The organism is Cupriavidus sp. UGS-1 (genome assembly GCF_021213615.1).
In the GTDB taxonomy this organism is placed as follows: Bacteria; Pseudomonadota; Gammaproteobacteria; order Burkholderiales; family Burkholderiaceae; genus Cupriavidus.
Genome location: NZ_JAJQJF010000026.1, coordinates 1 through 20,838, shown reverse-complemented (window position 1 = coordinate 20,838; position 20,838 = coordinate 1). Strand labels below are relative to the sequence as shown.

20 protein-coding genes are annotated in these 20,838 nt (G+C 69.0%); 9 read left to right on the top strand and 11 right to left on the bottom strand.

Features of this window, described 5'->3' with window-relative positions; all coding sequences use genetic code 11:
- Position 1: 1 nt before the first annotated feature.
- The 6 genes from LRR16_RS23135 (at position 2) to LRR16_RS23110 (ending at position 6,778) form a co-directional block, all read left to right on the top strand.
- A complete protein-coding gene (locus LRR16_RS23135) occupies positions 2-949 on the top strand; it encodes an ABC transporter ATP-binding protein (RefSeq protein WP_232207213.1) in 948 nt (315 codons plus the stop codon).
- Between the two features lie 55 nt (positions 950-1,004).
- Positions 1,005-1,919, top strand: a complete 915-nt coding sequence (locus LRR16_RS23130; protein ID WP_006578245.1) for a branched-chain amino acid ABC transporter permease — start codon at positions 1,005-1,007, stop codon at positions 1,917-1,919.
- A 42-nt stretch (positions 1,920-1,961) separates the two neighbouring features.
- Positions 1,962-3,038, top strand: coding sequence for a branched-chain amino acid ABC transporter permease (locus LRR16_RS23125; RefSeq protein ID WP_006578244.1), 1,077 nt, complete (start codon positions 1,962-1,964; stop codon positions 3,036-3,038).
- Positions 3,039-3,132: 94 nt separating this feature from the next.
- Positions 3,133-4,470, top strand: coding sequence for an ABC transporter substrate-binding protein (locus tag LRR16_RS23120; protein WP_023264789.1), 1,338 nt, complete (start codon positions 3,133-3,135; stop codon positions 4,468-4,470).
- Positions 4,471-4,682: 212 nt separating this feature from the next.
- The gene (locus LRR16_RS23115) at positions 4,683-5,498 is read left to right on the top strand and encodes an ABC transporter ATP-binding protein (protein ID WP_006578243.1); all 816 of its coding nucleotides are present in this window, start codon (positions 4,683-4,685) and stop codon (positions 5,496-5,498) included.
- Between the two features lie 32 nt (positions 5,499-5,530).
- Positions 5,531-6,778 carry a phenylacetate--CoA ligase family protein gene (locus LRR16_RS23110; protein ID WP_006578242.1) on the top strand — a complete coding sequence of 416 codons (1,248 nt, stop codon included), beginning with the start codon at positions 5,531-5,533 and terminating at the stop codon, positions 6,776-6,778.
- 22 nt (positions 6,779-6,800) lie between these two features.
- Here the strand turns inward: LRR16_RS23110 and LRR16_RS23105 are convergent, their stop codons facing one another.
- The 10 genes from LRR16_RS23105 to LRR16_RS23060 all read right to left on the bottom strand — a co-directional run bounded on the left by LRR16_RS23105 (position 6,801) and on the right by LRR16_RS23060 (position 16,425).
- Positions 6,801-7,223, bottom strand: a complete 423-nt coding sequence (locus LRR16_RS23105) for a YbaN family protein (RefSeq protein WP_082928731.1) — start codon at positions 7,221-7,223, stop codon at positions 6,801-6,803.
- Positions 7,224-7,334: 111 nt separating this feature from the next.
- Entirely contained in the window at positions 7,335-8,312 is a 978-nt protein-coding gene (locus tag LRR16_RS23100; protein ID WP_232207212.1) for a nitronate monooxygenase family protein, read from the bottom strand.
- A 323-nt stretch (positions 8,313-8,635) separates the two neighbouring features.
- The gene (locus LRR16_RS23095; RefSeq protein ID WP_232207211.1) at positions 8,636-9,838 is read right to left on the bottom strand and encodes a class I SAM-dependent rRNA methyltransferase; all 1,203 of its coding nucleotides are present in this window, start codon (positions 9,836-9,838) and stop codon (positions 8,636-8,638) included.
- Between the two features lie 123 nt (positions 9,839-9,961).
- Positions 9,962-10,252 carry a DUF493 family protein gene (locus LRR16_RS23090; RefSeq protein ID WP_023264787.1) on the bottom strand — a complete coding sequence of 97 codons (291 nt, stop codon included), beginning with the start codon at positions 10,250-10,252 and terminating at the stop codon, positions 9,962-9,964.
- A gap of 23 nt (positions 10,253-10,275) precedes the next feature.
- A complete protein-coding gene (locus tag LRR16_RS23085; protein WP_232207210.1) occupies positions 10,276-11,481 on the bottom strand; it encodes a D-alanyl-D-alanine carboxypeptidase family protein in 1,206 nt (401 codons plus the stop codon).
- Positions 11,482-11,595: 114 nt separating this feature from the next.
- Positions 11,596-12,240, bottom strand: a complete 645-nt coding sequence (locus LRR16_RS23080) for an alpha/beta hydrolase (RefSeq protein WP_232207209.1) — start codon at positions 12,238-12,240, stop codon at positions 11,596-11,598.
- Positions 12,241-12,328: 88 nt separating this feature from the next.
- Positions 12,329-12,649, bottom strand: coding sequence for a ferredoxin (locus LRR16_RS23075; protein WP_006578238.1), 321 nt, complete (start codon positions 12,647-12,649; stop codon positions 12,329-12,331).
- A 245-nt stretch (positions 12,650-12,894) separates the two neighbouring features.
- Positions 12,895-15,012 carry an ATP-dependent helicase gene (locus LRR16_RS23070; protein WP_023264785.1) on the bottom strand — a complete coding sequence of 706 codons (2,118 nt, stop codon included), beginning with the start codon at positions 15,010-15,012 and terminating at the stop codon, positions 12,895-12,897.
- Positions 15,013-15,340: 328 nt separating this feature from the next.
- Positions 15,341-15,886, bottom strand: a complete 546-nt coding sequence (locus LRR16_RS23065; protein ID WP_006578237.1) for a TlpA disulfide reductase family protein — start codon at positions 15,884-15,886, stop codon at positions 15,341-15,343.
- A 65-nt stretch (positions 15,887-15,951) separates the two neighbouring features.
- Positions 15,952-16,425 (bottom strand): thioredoxin fold domain-containing protein, encoded by a 474-nt coding sequence (locus LRR16_RS23060; protein ID WP_232207208.1) that lies wholly within the window; start codon positions 16,423-16,425, stop codon positions 15,952-15,954.
- Positions 16,426-16,637: 212 nt separating this feature from the next.
- Here LRR16_RS23060 and LRR16_RS23055 point away from each other — a divergent pair, with 212 nt between their 5' ends.
- From LRR16_RS23055 to LRR16_RS23045, 3 genes are all read left to right on the top strand, one after another.
- Positions 16,638-17,222 (top strand): hypothetical protein, encoded by a 585-nt coding sequence (locus LRR16_RS23055; RefSeq protein ID WP_064577356.1) that lies wholly within the window; start codon positions 16,638-16,640, stop codon positions 17,220-17,222.
- Positions 17,222-18,604, top strand: coding sequence for an MFS transporter (locus LRR16_RS23050; RefSeq protein ID WP_232207207.1), 1,383 nt, complete (start codon positions 17,222-17,224; stop codon positions 18,602-18,604). The genes LRR16_RS23055 and LRR16_RS23050 overlap by 1 nt, the downstream gene beginning before the upstream one ends.
- Before the next feature lie 197 nt (positions 18,605-18,801).
- A complete protein-coding gene (locus tag LRR16_RS23045; RefSeq protein ID WP_064577354.1) occupies positions 18,802-19,461 on the top strand; it encodes a LysE family transporter in 660 nt (219 codons plus the stop codon).
- A 400-nt stretch (positions 19,462-19,861) separates the two neighbouring features.
- On the opposite strand, the gene LRR16_RS23040 is transcribed toward LRR16_RS23045, so the two are convergent.
- Positions 19,862-20,838: YifB family Mg chelatase-like AAA ATPase (locus LRR16_RS23040; RefSeq protein WP_232207206.1), on the bottom strand; the 977-nt coding region annotated here is incomplete at its 5' end.

Here is a 20,838-nt window from a genome sequence, read left to right as displayed (position 1 = left end):
GATGACGCAGATGGCGTGGCAAGGCGTGGAGCGGCGGGCCGACGGCTCGCCTGAATGGTCCGGCGCAGGGGCAGGGCCCGGGACACAGCAAGCCGGCGAGCCGCTGGCCGAAGGCGGCGTGGCGATCGAGGCGGAGTCGAAGTCGAACCAGCGTGCGACAGGGGCGACCGCGACGCGGCATGGCGAGGTGATCCTCGATCTGCAGCATATCTCGCTGTCGTTCGGTGGCGTCAAGGCGCTGACCGACATCTCGTTCGATGTCCGGGAGCACGAGATCCGCGCGATCATCGGCCCGAACGGCGCCGGCAAGAGTTCGATGCTGAACGTGATCAACGGCGTCTATCACCCGCAGCAGGGACGCATCGTGTTCCGCGGCGAGGAGCGGCGCAAGATGAATCCGACCGCCGCCGCGCGCCAGGGCATCGCCCGCACGTTCCAGAACATCGCGCTGTTCAAGGGCATGACCGTGCTCGACAACATCATGACCGGGCGCAACACGCGCTTTCGCTCCGGGCTGCTGGCCAACGCGCTGTGGTGGGGACCGGCCCGCAACGAGGAGATCGCGCACCGGCGCAAAGTCGAGGAGGTGATCGACTTCCTCGAGATCCAGTCGATCCGCAAGACGCCGGTGGGGCGCCTGCCCTACGGCCTGCAGAAGCGCGTCGAACTGGCGCGCGCGCTGGCGGCGGAGCCCTCGCTGCTGCTGCTGGACGAACCGATGGCGGGCATGAACGTCGAGGAGAAGCAGGATATGTGCCGCTTCATCCTGGACGTCAACCAGCAGTTCGGCACCACCATCGTGCTGATCGAGCACGACATGGGCGTGGTGATGGACATCTCCGACCGCGTGGTGGTGCTCGACTACGGCAAGAAGATCGGCGACGGCACGCCCGAGCAGGTCAAGTCCCACCCCGAGGTGATCCGCGCCTACCTGGGCGCGTCGCACTGAACGGCATCGCCCACTTGCGCAACGCTGACTCCCGTCCTTCACCGAGGCCACGCCGATGACCTTCTTCTTCGAAATCCTGCTCGGCGGACTGCTGTCCGGGCTGATGTACTCGCTGGTGGCGCTCGGCTTCGTGCTGATCTACAAGGCCTCCGGCGTGTTCAATTTCGCGCAGGGCGCGATGGTCTACTTCGCCGCGCTGGCCGTGGTCGGGCTGATGGACAAGGGCATGCCGATGTGGGCGGCCGTGATCGGCGCCTTCTTCGTGATGACGCTGGTCGGCATCGGCACCGAACGCTTCGTGCTGCGCAAGCTGGTCAACCAGCCGCCGATCACGCTGTTCATGGCGACCATCGGCCTGTCGTTCTTCCTCGAGGGGCTGGGGCCGCTGCTGTTCGGCAACGAGGTGCGGCCGATCCAGCTGGGCATCGTCGACGAGCCGATCGAGGCGATCCTGACCCGCTTCAATATCGTGATCTCGAAGTTCGACCTGGCCGCGGCGGCGATCGCCGGCGTGCTGGTCGCCACGCTGGCGCTGTTCTTCCAGTACACCAAGGTCGGCCGCGCGCTGCGCGCGGTGGCGGACGACCACCAGGCCGCGCTGTCGCTGGGCATTCCGCTGCAGAACATCTGGGCCATCGTCTGGGGCGTGGCCGGCTTCGTCGCGCTGGTGGCCGGCATGCTGTGGGGCTCGCGCAATGGCGTGCAGTTCGCGCTGACGCTGACCGCGCTGAAGGCACTGCCGGTGCTGATCCTCGGCGGCTTCACCTCGGTGCCGGGCGCGATCGTCGGCGGGCTGATCATCGGCGCCTCGGAGAAGCTGGCCGAGATCTATATCCCGCCGGTGTTCCAGTCGATGTTCGGCGGCAACTTCGGCGGCATCGAGGGCTGGTTCCCCTATGTGTTCGCGCTGCTGTTCCTGCTGGTGCGGCCCGAGGGGCTGTTCGGCGAAAAGCATATCGACCGCGTGTGACGGTCCCCAACGATCCAGCGGCACGACGCCAGGGAGTCGCCCATGTTCTATCGTGAAGCCGGCCAGTTCAAGACCGACTATGTCGCCGACAGCCAGATCTTTCCGATCCGGCAGGACCGCATCGGCTTCGCCGTGCTGCTCGCGCTCGCCTTCGTCGGCGTGCCGCTGATCGGCAGCGAGTACTGGTTCTCGGCGATCCTGATCCCCTTCCTGATCTTCTCGCTTGCCGCGCTGGGGCTGAACATCCTGACCGGCTACGCGGGCCAGCTGTCGCTGGGCACCGCGGCCTTCATGGCGGTCGGCGCCTACGCGGCCTACAACTTCCAGCTGCGCATCGAGGGACTGCCGGTGCTGCTGACGTTCGTGCTGGCCGGGCTGTCGGCCGCCCTGGTCGGCGTGGCCTTCGGCCTGCCCTCGCTGCGGATCAAGGGCTTCTATCTGGCGGTGGCGACGCTGGCCGCGCAGTTCTTCGTGGTGTGGGCGCTGACCAAATTCCCCTGGTTCTCGAACAACAGCTCGTCGGGCGTGATCACCGCGCAGCAGCTGGACCTGTTCGGCCTGCCGATCGACACGCCGATGCGCAAGTACCTGTTCGTGCTGGCGATCGTCACGGTGCTGGCGCTGATCGCCAAGAACCTGGTGCGCTCGTCGACCGGACGCGCATGGATGTCGGTGCGCGACATGGACGTGGCGGCCGAGGTCATCGGCATTCCGCTGATGCGCACCAAGCTGCTGGCCTTCGCCGTCAGCTCGTTCTACTGCGGCGTGGCCGGCGCGCTGTACGCGTTCTGCTACCTGGGCTCGGTCGAGCCGGACGGCTTCTCGCTGGACCTGTCGTTCCGCGTGCTGTTCATGATCATCATCGGCGGCGTCGGCAGCATCCTCGGTTCCTTCCTCGGCGCCGCGTTCATCCTGCTGCTGCCGATCCTGCTCGACAACATGCTGCCGCCGCTGGCCGCGCTGCTGCACCTGCCGTTCACCAATGCGACGGTGTCGCACATCCAGATGATGGTGTTCGGCGGCCTGATCATCTTCTTCCTGATCGTCGAGCCGCACGGCCTGGCTCGGCTGTGGCAGATCGGCAAGGAGAAGCTGCGGCTGTGGCCGTTCCCGCATTGACGCCGTGTCGACGGGGCACGCGTCGGTGTCATGCAAACGGGTCGTTGGACAACAACGCCATAACAATGCACCTGCCAAGGTGAAGGAGACAGTGATGAGCAACCTGATTCGCAATGCCCAGCGCGTCGCGCTGGCAGTCGGCGCGGCCGCCGCGCTGCTGGTGCCGGCGCTGCCGGCGCAGGCCCAGAGCGGCGAGCAGTTCATCGCGCTGCCGAGCTACCGGGTCGGTCCGTATGGCGCCAACGGGCAGTCCTGGTACGGCGGCTTTATCGATTACCTGAACTACGTCAACCTGAAGGAAGGCGGCGTCAACGGCGTCAAGCTCAGCTGGGAAGAGTGCGAGACCGAGTACAACAATGCCAAGGGCGTCGAATGCTATGAGCGCCTGAAGGGCAAGAACCCGACCACCAAGGGCACCGCCTACCATTCGATGTCGACCGGCATCTCGTACGCGCTGGTCGACAAGACGGCGGCCGACAAGGTGCCGCTGGTGATGATGGGCTATGGCCGCACCGACGCGGTGGACGGCTCGGTGTTCCCCTACGCCTTCCCGCTGGTGACGACCTACCAGATGCAGGTGTCGGCGATCGTCAAGTACCTGGCCGGCAAGAGCGGCGGTTCGCTGGCCGGCAAGAAGATCGTCTACCTGTACCACGATTCGGCCTATGGCAAGGAGCCGATCGTCGCGCTGCAGGCCGAGGCCAAGCTGGGCAAGTTCGACCTGATCGAGATCCCGGTCGCGCATCCGGGCAACGAGCAGGGCGCGCAATGGCTGCGCATCCGCCAGGAGCGGCCCGACTACGTGATCTTCTGGGGCTGGGGCGTGATGAACCAGACCGCGCTGAAGGCCGCGCAGAAGGTCGGCTATCCGCGCGACAAGATGATCGGCTCGTGGTGGGCCGGCTCAGAGGAAGACACCGTGCCCGCGGGCGACGCCGCCAAGGGCTACATGAGCGCGACCTGGAACGTGGCCGGCAAGGGCGTGCCGCTGATCGCCGATATCGAGAAGGTGGTCTACGGCGGCGGCAAGGGCAATATGCAGGACCGCAACAAGATCGGCTCGGTGCTGTACAACCGCGGCGTGTCGGCGGCGGTGGTCACGGTCGAGGCCATTCGCGTCGCGCAGAACAAGTTCGGCAAGGGCAAGCCGATGAGCGGCGAGCAGATGCGCTGGGCCTTCGAGAACCTGAACCTGACCAACGCGCGGCTGCAGCAGCTCGGCGCCACCGGCCTGCTGCCGGAGATCAAGACCAGCTGCGAAAACCACGAGGGTTCGGGCAAGGTCAAGATCCAGCAATGGGACGGCGCCAAGTGGACCGTGGTGTCGGACTGGATCGAGGGCAACAAGAGCCTGATCCACCCGCTGTTCAAGGCCAACGCGGCGCAGTACGCGAAGGAGAAGGGCATCACGCCGGCTTGCGCGAAGTCGTGATGCCTGCAATGGCCTGAAATTGCGAGAGTGGTCTCCCCTCTCCCGCTTGCGGGAGAGGGGCGGGGGAGAGGGCAAGCGGCGGTGGATGGACCACCGCGGCTGGACACCACCTCCCTCTCCCCAACCCTCTCCCCCTGAGGGGGAGAGGGAGAACCCCCGAGTTACATGCCAACGCCTCGATTCAACGGCCCGCTTTCACTACCGAGGTCACCATGACCCTGCTGTCCATCAACAACATCGAAGTGATCTACGACCACGTGATCCTGGTGCTCAAGGGCGTGTCGCTCGACGTGCCGGAGGGCAGCATCGTCGCGCTGCTGGGGGCCAACGGGGCGGGCAAGACCACCACGCTGAAGGCGATCTCGAACCTGTTGCGCGCCGAGCGCGGCGACGTGACCAAGGGGTCGATCGAATACCGCGGCGCGCGCGTCGACCAGCTGACGCCGAACGATCTGGTCAAGCGCGGCGTGATCCAGGTGATGGAAGGCCGGCACTGCTTCGCTCACCTGACCATCGAGGAAAACCTGCTGACCGGCGCCTATACGCGCGGGCTCTCGCGCGGCGAAACGCGCGACGAGCTCGACAAGATCTACACCTACTTCCCCCGCCTGAAGACCCGGCGCAAGTCGCAGGCCGGCTATACCTCGGGCGGCGAGCAGCAGATGTGCGCGATCGGCCGGGCCATGATGGCCAAGCCCAACATGGTGCTGCTCGACGAGCCGTCGATGGGGCTGGCGCCGCAGATCGTCGAGGAGATCTTCGAGATCGTGCGCGACCTGAACCAGCGCGAGCGCGTCAGCTTCCTGCTGGCCGAGCAGAACACGATGGTCGCGCTGCGCTATGCCGACTACGGCTACATCCTCGAGAACGGCCGCGTGGTGATGGATGGCGCCGCCGAGGCGCTGCGCACCAACGAGGACGTCAAGGAGTTCTACCTCGGCGTGGCCGCCAACGATGCCGACGGCGGCGGCCGCAAGTCGTTCCGCGACGTCAAGAGCTACCGCCGGCGCAAGCGCTGGCTCGCCTGAGCGGCAACCATCCTTAACGACATCCGTCACCCATGTCAGAACACTTCGACGCTCTCGAGACGCGCGACCCCGCCGCGCGCGAACAGTCCCTGCTGGCCGCGCTGTCGCGCCAGGTCGCGCATGCCAGAACGCACGCGCCGTACTTCGCCGAGGCGCTGCGCGATGTCGATCCGCGGGCGCTGACCTCGCGCGAGGCGCTGGCCGCGCTGCCGGTCACGCGCAAGGCGCAGCTCGGCGCGCTGCAGCAGGCCAGCGGTCCGCTCGGCGGGCTCAACGCGACGCCGCTGGGCGCGCTGCGCCATATCTACCAATCGCCCGGGCCGCTGCACGAACCCGACGGCCACGGGCCCGACTGGTGGCGCACCGCGCGTGCGATGTTCGCCGCAGGATTTCGCCGCGGCGAGCTGGTCTACAACACCTTCTCGTATCACTTCACGCCGGCCGGCATGATGATGGAAACCGGTGCGCACCGGCTGGGCTGCTGCGTGTTTCCGGCCGGCGTCGGCCAGACCGAATCGCAGGTGCAGGCGCTGTCGATGCTGCGGCCCGCGGCCTACGCCGGCACGCCGTCCTTCCTGAAGATCCTGCTCGAACGCGGCGCCGAGCTCGGCCAGCCATGCAGCCTGGCCAAGGCGCTGGTGTCGGGCGAGGCGCTGCCGCCTTCGCTGCGCGCGTGGTTCGTCGAGCGCGGCATCAAGGTGCACCAGATGTATGGCACCGCCGATGTCGGGCTGATCGCCTATGAGAGCGAGGGCGCCGACGGCTGGGTGGTCGACGAGGGCGTGCTGGTCGAGATCGTCGAACCGGGTGGCACGCGGCCGATGCCGGAGGGTGAGGTCGGCGAAGTGGTGGTCACGGTGCTGGGCAACGAGGACTATCCGCTGATCCGCTTCGGCACCGGCGACCTGTCCGCCGTCGTGCCGGGCTCGTCGACGACGCCGAGCCCCTGCGGGCGCACCAATATCCGGCTGCGCGGCTGGCTGGGCCGCGCCGACCAGACCACCAAGGTCAAGGGGATGTTCGTCCATCCGGGCCAGATCGGGGAGGTGATGCGCCGCCATCCCGAGCTGCGCGCCGTGCGGCTGGTGGTGACCGGCGCGCCGGGCGCCGACGTGATGACGCTGCATTGCGACGCCACGCGGGACGATCAAGGGCTGGCCGATGCGATCGCCGTGTCGATGCGCGACGTGATGCGGCTCAAGGGCGAGGTGAAGTTCGTGCCGGCCGGTTCGCTGCCGCAGGACGGCAAGGTCATCGAGGACGCGCGCAGCTACGACTGAGCGCGTCCAACGGGGCGCGCGTTCAGCGGCGCCGCGGCGGTTCCGGCTCGGCCGGCGGCGCGGCCGATGCGGGCCCATAGCCGCCGCGCGGCCGGGTCGGCAGGTACAGCAGATAGGCCGTCGCCACGACGCCGATCGCCAGCAGCGCGATCGAGAATGCCGGCCTGGCGCGCAGCAGCCAGGCCGTGGTCGGCAGCGAGATCCACATCATCCCGATCGCCAGGATCTTGGCGCGCAGCGGGATGCTGCGGTGGCGCTGCCAGTCGTGCACGATCGGCCCGAGCCGGGGATGGCTCATCAGCCAGTCGTGGAAGCGTTCGGAGCCGCGCGCGAAGCAGGCCGCGGCCAGCAGCACGAACGGCGTGGCGGGCAGCACCGGCAGGAAGATGCCGAGCACCGCCAGCACCATGCAGACGATGCCGAGCGTGGCCCAGGCCGCGCGCACCAGGCGTTCGCGGCGGCTGCGCCGGACCTCGGCAATGACGACAGGGGGTTTATCCAGCGGGGAATCTCCAGCGGTCTGCGGGGACGACCGCGTCCGCGGTGGCGGAGGCGGTCAGCAGGCGGCGCACAGGCGTGCCTTGGCCGCATCGTACTCGGCCTTCATCCGCGCGACAATCTCGCCGGCCGACTGGATCGCGTCGATCTGCCCGACGCCCTGGCCCGCGCCCCAAATGTCCTTCCACGCCTTGGCCTTCGAGCTGCCGCTGGAGAAGTCCATCTTGCTCTTGTCGGCCTGCGGCAGGTTTTCCGGATCGAGCCCCGAATTGAGGATGCTCTCGCGGATGTAGTTGCCATGCACGCCGGTGAACAGGTTGGTGTAGACGATGTCGGCGGCGGCCGCATCGGTGATCGAGCGCTTGTAGGCCTCGCTGGCATGCGCTTCCTGCGAAGCGATGAAGCGCGTGCCGACATAGGCGAAGTCGGCGCCCATCGCCTGCGCCGCCAGCACCGCGTCCCCGGTGGCGATCGAGCCCGACAGCGCGATCGGGCCGTCGAAGATGCGCCGCACCTCGCCGACCAGCGCGAACGGCGACAGCGTGCCGGCATGCCCGCCGGCACCGGCCGCGACCAGGATCAGGCCGTCGACGCCGGCCTCGATCGCCTTCTCGGCATGGCGCAGGTTGATCACGTCGTGCAGCACGATGCCGCCATAGCTGTGCACCGCGTCGATCATCTCCTTGACCGGCGCGCGCAGCGAGGTGATGAAGATCGGCACCTTGTGCTCGACGCAGACGCGCACGTCCTGCTCCAGCCGCGCATTCGACGCGTGCACGATCTGGTTGACCGCGATCGGCCCGATCGTGGCATCAGGATTGGCCGCGCGGTGCGCCGCCAGGTCCTGCTGCATCTGCGTCAGCCATTCGTCGAGCAGTTCGGCCGGGCGCGCGTTCAGCGCCGGAAACGAACCGACGATGCCGGCCTTGCATTGCGCCAGCACCAGTTCCGGATAGCTGACGATGAACATCGGCGACGCGATCACGGGCAGCGTCAGGTTCTGCAGGGCGGCGGGAATCTGTTTGGCGGCGGGCATGGTGTCTCCTGGACCTCGGAAGCGATGCGTGGCATCGGCTTTTTTTGAACGATCGTTCGATTATAGGAAAGCTGCGCGAGGCGACGGTAGCGCAACGGTAGAGGCCCCAGTCTAGCGCCCGGTAATCGGCGACGAACCAAAAAAAAGCCCCGCGTCCGGGGCGGGGCAATTACCACGAAGACTGATACATCGACGGCGGGCACCTGCCAATGCCGGAACCGTCAACGGCATGGTAGAGCGGCAATATGACGATCCGGGGACGACCCGGTGACGTCTCGATGAAGCGGCAAGCCGTCGATGCAACGCGGTGCGCCGATCCGCGGCTACACGCGCTGCAGCAGCAGCCCCTTCAGATATTCGCCCTCGGGGAAGGCCGCCAGCATCGGATGGTCGGTGCCGGCCGACAGCCGCCGCAGGATGCGCGCGTCGACGCGCGCGTCGGTGGCGGCGCCGGCCACGATCTTGTGGAACAGCTCCATGCCGATCGCGCCCGAGCACGAGTAGGTGAACAGCAGCCCGCCCGGGCGCAGCAGCTGCATGCCGACCAGGTTGATCTCCTTGTAGGCGCGCGCGGCGCGGTCGATATGCTGGGCCGACGGCGCGAACTTGGGCGGGTCCAGCACAATCAGGTCGAACTGCCGGCCCTCGGCGCGGAACTGCCGCAGCGACTTGAACACGTCCGCGTCGAGCCACGTCGCGCGGCCCGCATCGAAGCCGTTCAGCGCGACATTGCCCTCGGCGATCTTCAGCGCCTCGCCCGACGAATCGATCGACACCACCGACGCCGCGCCGCCGCGCAGCGCGGCCAGCGAGAAGCCGCCGGTGTAGCAGAAGCAGTTCAGCACCTCGCGCCCTTCGGCGAGGTCGCCGACCAGCTTGCGGTTGTCGCGCTGGTCGACATAGAAGCCGGTCTTGTGGCCGTTGCGGACATCGACGTAGTAGCGCACGCCATGTTCGGTCACCGACAGCTCGGGGTTGGGCTCGGCACCGGCCAGCACGCCGGTCACCAGCTCCAGCCCTTCGCGCTCGCGCACCGCGGCGTCGGAGCGCTCGTAGACGTTGGGGCAACCGGTCTCCCTGACCAGCGCCTGCACGATCGCGTCCTTCCACTGCTCGACGCCGGCGGCATTGAACTGGCAGACCAGTTGCGCCTGCTCGGCGCCGCGCCCGGCGCCGTAGTAGTCGACCACCAGCCCGGGCAGACGGTCGGCCTCGCCGAACACCAGCCGCACCGCGTCGCTGTCGCTGACCCACTGGCGGCGATGGGCGACCGCCGCGGCGACGCGGCGCTTGATCAGCGCATGGTCGACCGGCTCGTTCTCGTCGAAGGTCCAGACGCGTGCGCGGATCTGCGAGTGCGGACTGTAGGCGGCCTTGGCGAGAAAGCGGCCGTCGGCGGCGCGTACGGTGATGGTGGCGCCTGGCTCGGCGCGGCCCTCGACGCGGTCGACGCCGGTCGCATAGATCCAGGGATGGCGGCGCAGCAGGGACTTCTCCTTGCCGGGCTTCAGGGTCAGGGTATTCATGATTCAGGGAAGAGGGACCGCGCCTCGGCGGCCTCGAGATTCACCGCGCGGGTGGCTCCCCTCTCCCGCCTGCGGGAGAGGGGCCGGGGGAGAGGGCGGCAGCAGTGGCCAAGGCCGAAGGCGTTACAGCACCACCTTGACCATCGGATGCGCGGTCAGCGCGCGATACAGGTCGTCGAGCTGCTCGCGGCTGGTGACCCAGACCGTCACGGTCAGGCCCAGATAGTTGCCGTTGCGCGACGGGCGCATCTCCATCTTGCCGGCGTGGAAGCCCGGGTCGAATTCCTGCACCAGCGTGACGATGGCCTCGGCGAAGCCATCCTGCATCGCGCCCATCACCTTGATGGGGAAATCGCTCGGGTACTCGATCAGCGAAGGCCGGTCGGACCCGTTGTCGGTGTTGTCGGCGCTCATGGCGGCGGCCTCCTTGTTGCTTGTTACTTGCGCTTGAACCACAGGCGGATGGTGTCCCAGATGCGGCCGAAGAAGCCGGCCTCCGGCACCTCCTCCAGCGCGACCACCGGGAATTCCGCCACCTTGGTGGTGCCGTCCATCAGCTTGACGGTGCCCACCTGCTGGCCGGCCGAGATCGGCGCCACCAGCAGCTCCTGCCGCTCCAGCACCGGCTTCAGACGGCCCGCGGTGCCCTTGGGCACGGTGACGTAGGTCTCGTCGCGGACGCCGATCTTGATGGTGTCGTTGCGGCCCTTGTAGATGTCCGGCGTGGCCAGTACCTGGCCCTTGTCGTACAGGCGCAGCGTGTCGAAGAACTGGAAGCCGTAGTTCAGCACCTTCAGGCTTTCCTGGGTGCGGACCTGTTCGCTGGTGGTGCCGATCACGATCGAGATCAGGCGGCGCGAGCCGTTCGGCACGTTGGCCAGCGGGCGCTTGGCCGAGGAAATCAGGCAGTAGCCCGCCGAGCGGGTGTGGCCGGTCTTGACGCCGTCCACGGTCGAATCGATGTACAGCAGGCGGTTGCGGTTGGGCTGCTTGATCTTGTTATAGGTGAACTCCTTTTGCGAGTACATGCCGTAGTACTCGGGGAAGTCCTGGATCAGGCGCGTCGTCAGGATCGCCAGATCGGCCGCGGTGGTGTAGTGGTTCGGGTCGGGAATGCCGTCGGTATTCGTGAAGTGCGTGCTCTTCATGCCCATGCGCTGGGCCTCGCGGTTCATCATCGCGACGAAGCCTTCCTCGGAGCCGCCAACGGCCTCGGCCAGTGCCAGCGCGGCGTCGTTGCCCGACTGCACGATCAGGCCCATCAGCAGGTCCTGCACCGTGACCGGCTTGTTCGGCTCGATGAACATGCGCGACTCGTCGCTCTTGACCTTCAGCACGACATTGGTCGGCACCACGGCCTGGTCCAGCGTCAGCCGCTTTTCCTTCAGCGCCTGGAAGGCCAGGTAGGCGGTCATGATCTTGGTCAGCGAAGCCGGCTCGATGCGGGCGTCGGCATTCTGCGAGCCGAGCGCCTGGCCGCTGGTGACGTCGTAGAGCATCCACGCCTTGGCTGCCACCTGCGGCATCGGCACGGCCTGCGCGCGCACCGTCAGCGGTGCGCTGGCGAGCGCGAGCACGGCGGCGCTGGCCAGCAGGGTATGGGCGATGCGGTGGAAGAACAGCGGCGAAGCTTGATTGAACATGTTTTCAGGTTCCGACAAGAAAGAAAGGGCAGCGTCGCGCCGCCACGCGGGCGTGGCGGCGGGGCATGGAGCGGCGGCCACGGATCGCCGTGGCCGCCCGCTCAATGCCCGGGCTCAGCGCTGCCACGCATTGACGACGAGCTGCTTGATCAGGTGCAGCTTGCGATGGAAGAAATGGTCGGCGCCGGGAATCACCGTGACCGGCAGCTCCTGCGGCCGCGCCCAGTCGAGCACGCTGGCGAGCGGCACGGTCTCGTCCTGCTCGCCGTGGATCACGATGGTGTCGGCGGGAACGTCGGCGACCTGCCAGCGCGAGGCCGCGGTGCCGACCATCGCCAGCCGTTCGGCCGGCGTGCCGGCCTCGGCGAGGCGCCGCGCCACATGGCTGACGACGAAGCTGCCGAACGAGAAGCCGGCCAGCGCCAGCCGCAGCGTGGCCGCGTCGGCGGACCAGTCGCGCTGCTGGCGCATCCAGTCGATCACCGCCAGCAGATCGTCCTGCTCGCCCTGGCCGTTGTCGTGCTCGCCGGCGGTGCCGCCGACGCCGCGGAAGTTCGGCCGCACGGTGGCGTAGCCCAGCTGCACGAAGGCACGCGCCAGCGTCTGCGCGACCTTGTTGTCCTTGGTGCCGCCGAACAGCGGATGCGGATGGCCGACCAGCGCGAGGCCGCGCACCGGCGCGGCCTGCGGCAGGTCGACCGACACGTCGATCGCGCCGGCGGGACCGGCAACGGTGAGTACCTGGGTATGCGCGTTCATGGCAGGAAGGGCGGAAATCCGGGAACGAAAGGGAGCGTGGGCGGCGGCTGGCAGCGGGATGGCGACGGATGCGGTCCGAGCGCGGCGCTCAGCGATCCACCATCAGGCGTTCGACCGGCTTGCCGTGGATCAGATGGCTGTCGATGATTTCGTCGATGTCCTGCTCGTCGACGAATGTGTACCAAACGGCCTCCGGGTAGACCACCAGTACCGGACCGAGTTCACAGCGGTTCAGGCAGCCCGCCTTGTTGATCCGCACGCGGCCCTCGCCGCCGGCGATGCCCAGCTCCTTGCAACGCTTCTTGGCGTATTCCTGCATCGCCTTGGCGTTGTGGTTGGCGCAGCAGTTTTCGCCCGGCTCGCGCTGATTCAGGCAGAAGAAGACGTGGTGCTGGTAGTAGCTGCTCATGCGTGGGAGGGCGCGGCACGCTCGGCTGGGCCGCGCGGGCGGCTGGGCGCCGGTCGGAACGGTGGGAAGCTCGGAATTATACGGCGAGCCGGGGGCCGTTTCGACCGCATGGCGGCGTCTGCAGGGCGGCGCCGTGGCGGGAGTTAGCTATGGCGCACAACAAGCGCCGGTCCGACGCCCTCGTCGCAGGCGCGGGGTAACGGGTGTCCGCGGGCTACGCCCACACTACGGCCCCTACGGCCGGCTCATCGCCACATATTGCGCATCCGCGCGGCCAGGTCGACCGCCGGCAGCGACGCGCGCTGGGGCGCCGCGTCGACCGGCGGAGGCGGCGGCCACGCGCGGCTGTGGAAATGCGGCATCACGCGATTGGGCAGGAAGCGCGTGCGCGACGCATACACGTGGCGGTCGCCCATGCCGGGCTGCTGATGCACGTAGAAGCGCTGCGGCACCACGATATCGAGATGGTCGCGTGCGCGCGTCATCGCGACGTAGAGCAGCCGGCGCTCTTCCTCGATCTCCTCGGTGGTGCCGGTGGCGAGATCCGACGGCAGGCAGCCGTCGACCGCGTTCAGCACGTAGACGGCCTTCCACTCCTGGCCCTTGGCCGAATGGATCGTCGACAGGATCAGATAGTCCTCGTCGCGCAGCGGCACGCCCGATTCGTCGCTGGAGGCGTCGGGCGGGTCCAGCGTCAGCTCGGTCAGGAAGCGTTCGCGCGAGCCGTAGGTCGCGGCGATGCGCGCCAGCTGCTGCAGGTCGGCGGCGCGCGCGGCGGCATCGTCGTGCAACCGTTCCAGATGCGGCTCGTACCAGCGCAGCACGCGTTCGAAGTCGACCGGCCATGCCGCCGCGGGGGCCATCGCCTCGCGCGCCAGCGCGACCAGTTCGGTCCATGCCTCGGCGGCCGCCGGCGGCGCTTCGAACGATTCCAGCGCGAACAGCGGATCGCTGGCGAGCTCCAGTCCGTCGAGCACACGTGCCGCGGTCTTGGGCCCGACGCCCGGCATCAGCTGCAGCGTGCGAAAGCCCGCCATGCGGTCGCGCGGATTCTCGAGCCAGCGCAGCGCCGCCAGCATGTCCTTGACGTGGGTCGACTCGAGGAATTTGAGTCCGCCGAACTTGACGAACGGAATGTTGCGGCGGACCAGCTCCAGTTCGAGCTGCGCGCTGTGGTCGGCGGCGCGGAACAGCACCGCCTGCGCCATCAGCGCCAGCCCTTCCTCGCGCCGCGCGAGGATGCGCTCGACCACGAAGCGCGCCTGCTCGGTCTCGTCGTTGACCACCACCACGCCCGGTTTCTCGGCGCTGGCGCGGTCGGACCACAGGTCCTTGGTGAAGCGCTCGGCCGCCAGCCCGATCACCGCGTTGGCCGCGGCCAGGATCGGCTGCGTCGAGCGGTAGTTGCGCGACAGCGTGACCTGTCCCGCCGGTGGCGAGAAGCGGTGCGGGAAGTCGAGGATGTTGCGTACGGTGGCGCCGCGGAACGCGTAGATCGATTGCGCATCGTCGCCGACCACGGTCAGGCCGCGGCCGTCGGGCTTGAGCGACAGCAGGATCGCCGCCTGCAGCGCATTGGTGTCCTGGTATTCGTCGACCAGCACGTGGTCGAAGCGCTCGCCCATGTCGCGCGCCAGCGCCGGCTCGGCCAGCGCCTGTGCCCAGTACAGCAGCAGGTCGTCGTAGTCGAGCACCTGCTGCTTCTGCTTGGCCTCGACATAGCCGGCGAACAGCGTGCGCAGCGCGTCGACCCACATCGCGTAGCGCGGGAACTGGCGCTGCAGCACCTCTTCGAGCGGCAACTGCGTGTTGACCACGCGCGAATAGATCGCCAGGCAGGTTTCCTTGCGCGGAAAGCGGGCGTTCTGCGCCGACAGGCCGAGGTCGTGCCGCACCACGTTGATCAGGTCGGCCGAATCGCCGCGGTCGCTGATCGTGAACGAGGGCGACAGGCCCAGCGTCTCCGCGTATTCGCGCAGCAGCCGCGCGCCGATCGCGTGGAAGGTGCCGGCCCATTGCAGCGCCGCGCGGCCGGGATTGGCCGACGACGTGGCGCCGTTGCGGGCGGCGAAGGCCTGGTCAACGATGCGCTCGACGCGCCGGCCCATCTCGACCGCGGCGCGCCGCGAGAACGTCAGCAGCAGGATGCGCCGCGGATCGGCGCCGCCCAGCAGCAGGTGCGCGACGCGGTGCGCCAGCGTATTGGTCTTGCCCGAGCCCGCGCCGGCGATGATCAGCAGCGGCTGGTCGGTCGGGTGCTCGACCGCTTCACGCTGCTCGGGATTGAGCGCGGCGAGATAGTCGACCGGATCGGCCGGGTCGGCCGGGGCAGCGGCGGGTGCAGGAGCGAGAGCGACGGACACAGTAGCGAGCGAGGGCGAAAACCGGAAATGTTCGCCGCAGACTGTATATCCATACAGATGTGTTGGGCAAGCGGGGGATGGTTGAAGGGGCGAGAGGGGCGCTTTTGGCGTGGTAGCGCCGGAGTTGCCCTCTCCCCCGGCCCTCTCGCGAGCGGGCGAGAGGAGCAAGCCGCAGCCTTGTCGAACGCCTGCGGCCAGCTATCTCGCCCGCCTTCGCGAGAGCCTTGCCGAATGCATACTGGGTTCTCCCTCTCCCGCTTGCGGGAGAGGATTGGGGAGAGGGCAAGCGGCGCCGGCATACCGCGGCCGCCCCTTCCCTGTCAGCGCATCAAACCGCCTTGCCCAACGCCTCATCCAGCAGCTTGTGCAGGCTGTCCCATTCCGGCTCGCCGACGTAGCGCTTCAGGATGCGCCCGTCCTTGTCCACCACGAAGGTGGTCGGCGTCAGCTGCACGTCGCCGAAGGCCTTGGCCGCGGAGCCGTCCGAATCGAGCGCGACCTTGAACGGCAGCTTGCGCGTCTCGGTGAAATTGGTCACGTACATCGGCGGGTCATAGCTCATCGCCACGGCGACGAACTCGAGGCCCTTGTCCTTGAACTGCTGATAGGTGCGCACCATGTCCGGCATCTCCTTGACGCAGGTGGTGCAGCTGGTGGCCCAGAAGTTGACCATATAGACCTTGCCCTGCAGCTGCGCGGTGCTGACGCGCTCGCCGGACAGCAGCACGAAGGTCGCTTGCGGCGCGTGCCGGGCCGGGGTCAACGCGCGGTAGCCTAACCAGCCGAGCAGGACCAGTACCAGCAGGCCCGCGACCAGCGGCCAGCGCTTGCGGGCAGAGGCGGGACGTTCCGGTTGGGAGGCGGACGAAGTCATGATGGGCCGACCGAAGGAGGGAGAAACCGCCATTCTAGCGCCGAGGCCGCGGCGGTGACGGGAGGTCAGCGCCCGCCGGCCGTCGCCGCCATCGCGGCGCGCGCGGTGTCGAGCGACTGTTCCAGATAGGCGCCGTAGAAATCAGGCTGCATGCCGCGCAGCGGCGGCGCGGCCGGGCGGCCGCGGCCGTCGAGAAACAGCACCGTCGGCGCGAAGCGGATGCCGTGTTCGCGCGCCCAGGCCCGCGCGGTGGTGGCACGGCCGTCGGCATCGCGGATCGGCGTCGCCGCGCTCATGTCGAGCTCGCGCGCCACAACCTCTCCGCTCGCGGCCTGCGGGCCCAGGTAGTTGCGCCGCACCGCGTCGCAATAGCCGCAGTCCGGCAGCGTCACCAGCACCACCAGCGGTTCGCCGCGCCGGCTGGCCGCGCGGGTTTCCGCCGCCAGGTCGCTGACCGCCGGCAGATGCGTGGCGCTCGCCGCCCGTGCCGGCGGCGGCGCCACGGCGAACGCCAGGGCGATCGCGGGGATGGCCAGCATGCCGGCCACCCGCGCCGGGATGGCGCCCCGATGCGATGCCGGACCGATGCGGCGACCTGCGAAGTCGAAAACCATAATGAAATATCGAGAAGAGAAAGACACTGCGCCAGTGCCTGATCCCCGATAATAGCGGCTTGGCCGCGCCGCTGCCGGGGCGGCGCGTGGCCCGCTTTTTTCTGCCGTCTTCCGTTCACCGCCCGATCACGCTTTCGATGTCTCGCCTTTCGTTCCTCCGCCGGCCGGCCCGGTGTTGCGCCGCCCTGGCGGTCGCCGCGCTGCTGGCCTGCTCGCCGCGCTACGACTGGCGGACGATCCAGTCCAACGAGGGCGGGTACGCCGCGCTCTATCCCGGCAAGCCGACCAGCGCCGCGCGCGATGTCGCGATCGCGGGCCGCAAGCTGCCGATGACGATGGAGGCGGCGCGCGTCGACGAGACGCTGTTCGCCGTCGGCGTGGTCACGCTGCCCGGCGACGACGCGGCGCTGCGCGCCGAGGCGCTGTCGGCGATGCAGTCCGGCCTGCTGGCCAATCTCGGCAACGCGCCGACCGAACCGGTACAGACGCGCGCGGTCACGGTGATGTCGTCCGCGCAGCCGCCGGTGGCGCTGCAGGGCATCGAGATCCGCGTGGCCGGGGTGTCGCCACAGGACAAGGCGCCGCGCCGGCTGACCGCGCGGCTGGTCGCCAAGGGGACGAAGGTCTACCAGGCCGTCGTGCTCGAGGCCGGCGATGCCGCGCGCGACCAGCGCCAGGCCGAGCAGGTCGAGCAGTTCCTGGCCGGCTTCCACCCGTTCTGATGCGTTCCCGTACTACCCGTACCAGTCCACGCAGCACCCGCCTCGGCCTGACGATGCGCCCATCCGCGCTGCTGCGCCGGGGCGAGGGCGCGCTGGTGTTCGCCTGCTTCGCGGCCGCCTATGTGCTGTCGTACGCGCTGCGCACGATCAACGCGGTGATCGCGCCCGAGCTGATCGCCGACCTGCGGCTGTCGAACGCCGACCTCGGCCTGCTGTCGTCGGCCTATTTCCTCGCCTTCGCCGCGATGCAGCTTCCCGTCGGCCAGTGGCTGGACCGGCGCGGCGTGCGCCGCGTCGAGACCGTGCTGCTGCTGATCGCCGCAGCCGGCGCGCTGGTCTTTGCGCTGGCCGGCTCGGCGGCGACCCTGTGGCTGGGCCGGGCGCTGATCGGCGCCGGCGTGTCGGCCTGCCTGATGGCTTCCTATACGGCGTATCGCCGCTGGTTTCCGACCGCGCGCCAGAGCCAGCTGTCGGTCTGGATGCTGGTGGCCGGCAGCGGCGGCGCGCTGATGACGACACTGCCGGTGCAGGCGGTGCTGCCGTGGCTGGGCTGGCGCGGCGTGTTCCTGGTGATGGCGGGCCTGCTGCTGGCGTCGGCGCTGGCGCTGTATCGGGGGCTGGCGCGGGTCGAGCGGCGCAGTGCACGGCTGGCGCGCCGGGCGCAGCCGGATAGCGCATCGGCCGAGTCCGCCAATTTCGCGGCCGACATCGGAAGCGCCGGCGGTAACGTCGCGGCGCAGGCACCGACGGCGATGGCCGGCGGCTATCGCGCGCTGCTGCGCCACCCGGCGTTCGTCCGCGTGATGCCGTTCGGGCTGCTGAACCAGGCCGGCTTCATGGCGGTGCAGACGCTGTGGGTCGGCCCGTGGCTGGTCGACGTGCTCGGCTTCGGGCCGGACCGCACCGCGCAGATCCTGTTCCTGTTCAATATCGCGCTGCTGGCCGGGTATCTGCTGCTGGGGTGGCTGGCGCCGCGGCGCGCGCGCGACCCGGTCGAGTCCGCGCGGCTGGTGATGATCGGCGCCGGCCTGACGCTGGTGCTGCAGGCGGCCATTGTCGCCTGGGCCGCGCCGGCGGCGTGGCTGCTGTGGCCGCTGCTGGCGATGTGCGCGAGCACGCTGTCGCTGATCCTCAGCACGCTGAGCCTGGCGTTTCCCGCCGAGGTGGCGGGGCGCGCCAACACCACCTACAACCTGCTGGTGTTCGGCGGCAGCTTCCTGATCCAGTGGGGGCTGGGTGTCGCGATCGATCTGTTCCGCGACGCCGGGCTGCCGCAGGCCGACGCCTTCCGCGCGGCATTGGGCGGGCTGCTGGCGCTGCAGCTTGCCGGTTACCTCTGGTATGCCCTGGTGCCGCGGCTGTGGAAGCGGGCGGCGGGCTGAACGCCGCCGGCGTTTGAAGCGATCCGGGGATTTGAAAAGGTCCGGGGGTTGGAAAAGGCCGGAGTTTGGCAAAGTCCGGGGCTTGCAAAAGCCCGGGGCTTGGAAAAGGCCGGGGTTTGGGGAAAAGCCCGGGGTTTGGAAAGGCCCGCGAGGTTCGAAAAGGTTCGAGCTTAGGCAAAGACAAGAAGGAGCAAATCATGCGTTGGGAAATCTGGCTCGCCTATTTCGCGGCCTGCTGGGCGATCGCGGTCTCGCCGGGCTCGGGCGCCGTGCTGTCGATGAGCCACGGACTGTCCTATGGGCTGCGCAGGACCACCACGACGATCCTCGGCCTGCAAGTGGGGCTGCTGATCGTACTGCTGGTCGCCGGCGGTGGGCTGGGCGCGCTGCTGCTCGCGTCCGAGCACGCGTTTGCCGCGGTCAAGACCGTCGGCGCGCTGTACCTGATCTATCTGGGCGTGCAGCAGTGGCGCGCGCGCGTCGAGCAGGAGCCGGCCGATGCGCGCGGCGACGGCCAGTCACCGGGCGGCATCCGCGTGGCCGCGATGAGTCCGCGCCGGCGGTTCGCCACCGGGCTGCTGACCAATGTCACCAATCCGAAGGGCATCGTCTTCATGGTCGCGGTGCTGCCGCAGTTCATCGATGCGGCGCGGCCACTGGCGCCGCAGCTGGCGATCCTGGCCGTGACGATGTGCGCGGTCGACCTGGTCGTGATGCACGGCTACGCGCTGCTGGCCTCGCGCATGCAGGGCCTGTTCCGCGATGCCCGCGCGATGCGCTGGCAGAACCGCGTGTTCGGCAGCGTGCTGATGGCGGTCGGGGCCGCGCTGTTCTTCGTGCGGCGCCAGCCGGGCTGAGCGCTGTCGGACCGCGCCGGCTGGCGATCCCCCGGCCGGTTTGCTTCAATGGTGGTTACCCCGCTCCTGGAGCCGACCGATGCCGTGCCGCGCCGACCATACCGTTCCCCCGATAGAAGACCCGCCGCCGCCCGGCGTGCCACCCGATCATCCGCCGATCGAGGAAGAGCCGGAACCGCCGGGCGAGCCTCCCGAAGCTCGCCTTTTGGCTTGATGTACCGCAACGCGCCGCCACCGCGCCGGTTCGCTTCCCTCTCCCACTTGTGGGAGAGGGGCGGGGGAGAGGGCAAGGGCAAGGGCGATTGAATGACCGGCGGCGTCGATAGGGCGATCGCCCGTTCCCTCTCCCCCGACCCCTCTCCGGCCAGCGGGAGAGGGGAGCCGATCGCAGGCGGGTCAGCTAGGCGGGACGCAATACCCGCCGATACTGCACCGCCTCCGCCGCGTGTGCCGCGCCGACGATGTCGGCGCCGCCCAGGTCCGCGATGGTCCGCGCGACCTTCAGCACGCGAAAGTACGACCGCGCCGACCAGCCGAGCCGGGCCATCGCCGCCCGCAGCAGCCCCTGCGCCTGCTCGTCGAGCGGGCAGTGCCGCTCGATCTCCTGTCCCGCCAGTTCCCCGTTGGGTTTGCCCTGCCGTTCCAGTTGCCGCGCCCGGGCGGCCAGCACGCGCGCGCGGATCGACGCGCTGTCCTCGCCGGGCGGGCCGTCCAGCGTCTCCTGCTGGCTTTGCGCCGGCACCTCGATCTGCAGATCGATCCGGTCCAGCAGCGGCCCGGACAGCCGCGACTGGTAGCGCAGCACCTGGTCCGGCGTGCAGCGGCAGGCCCGGGCCGGATGGCCCTGGTAACCGCAGGGGCAGGGGTTCATCGCCGCGACGAACTGGAAGCGTGCCGGGAAGTCGGCCTGCCGGCCCGCACGCGAGATCGTGATGCGGCCGGACTCCAGCGGCTCGCGCAGGACCTCCAGCACGCGCCGCTCGAACTCGGGCAACTCGTCGAGGAACAGCACGCCGTGATGCGCCAGCGAAATCTCGCCGGGGCGCGGATCGCCGCCACCGCCGACCATCGCGGCCGCCGAGGCGGTATGGTGGGGCGAGCGGAACGGCCGGCGGCCCCAGCGCTCGGCCTGGAAGCCGGCGCCGGTCAGGCTCAGCACCGCGGCCGATTCGAGCGCCTCCTGCAGCGTCATCGGCGGCAGCAGCCCGGGAAAGCGCTGCGCCAGCATCGACTTGCCGGTGCCCGGCGGGCCGATCAGCAGCGCCGAGTGCTGGCCCGCCGCGGCGACCTCCATCGCGCGGCGCGCCTGCCCCTGGCCGCGGACGTCGCGCATGTCCGGCATGCTGGCGGGCGGACCGGCCAAGGGGGCCGTCGCCC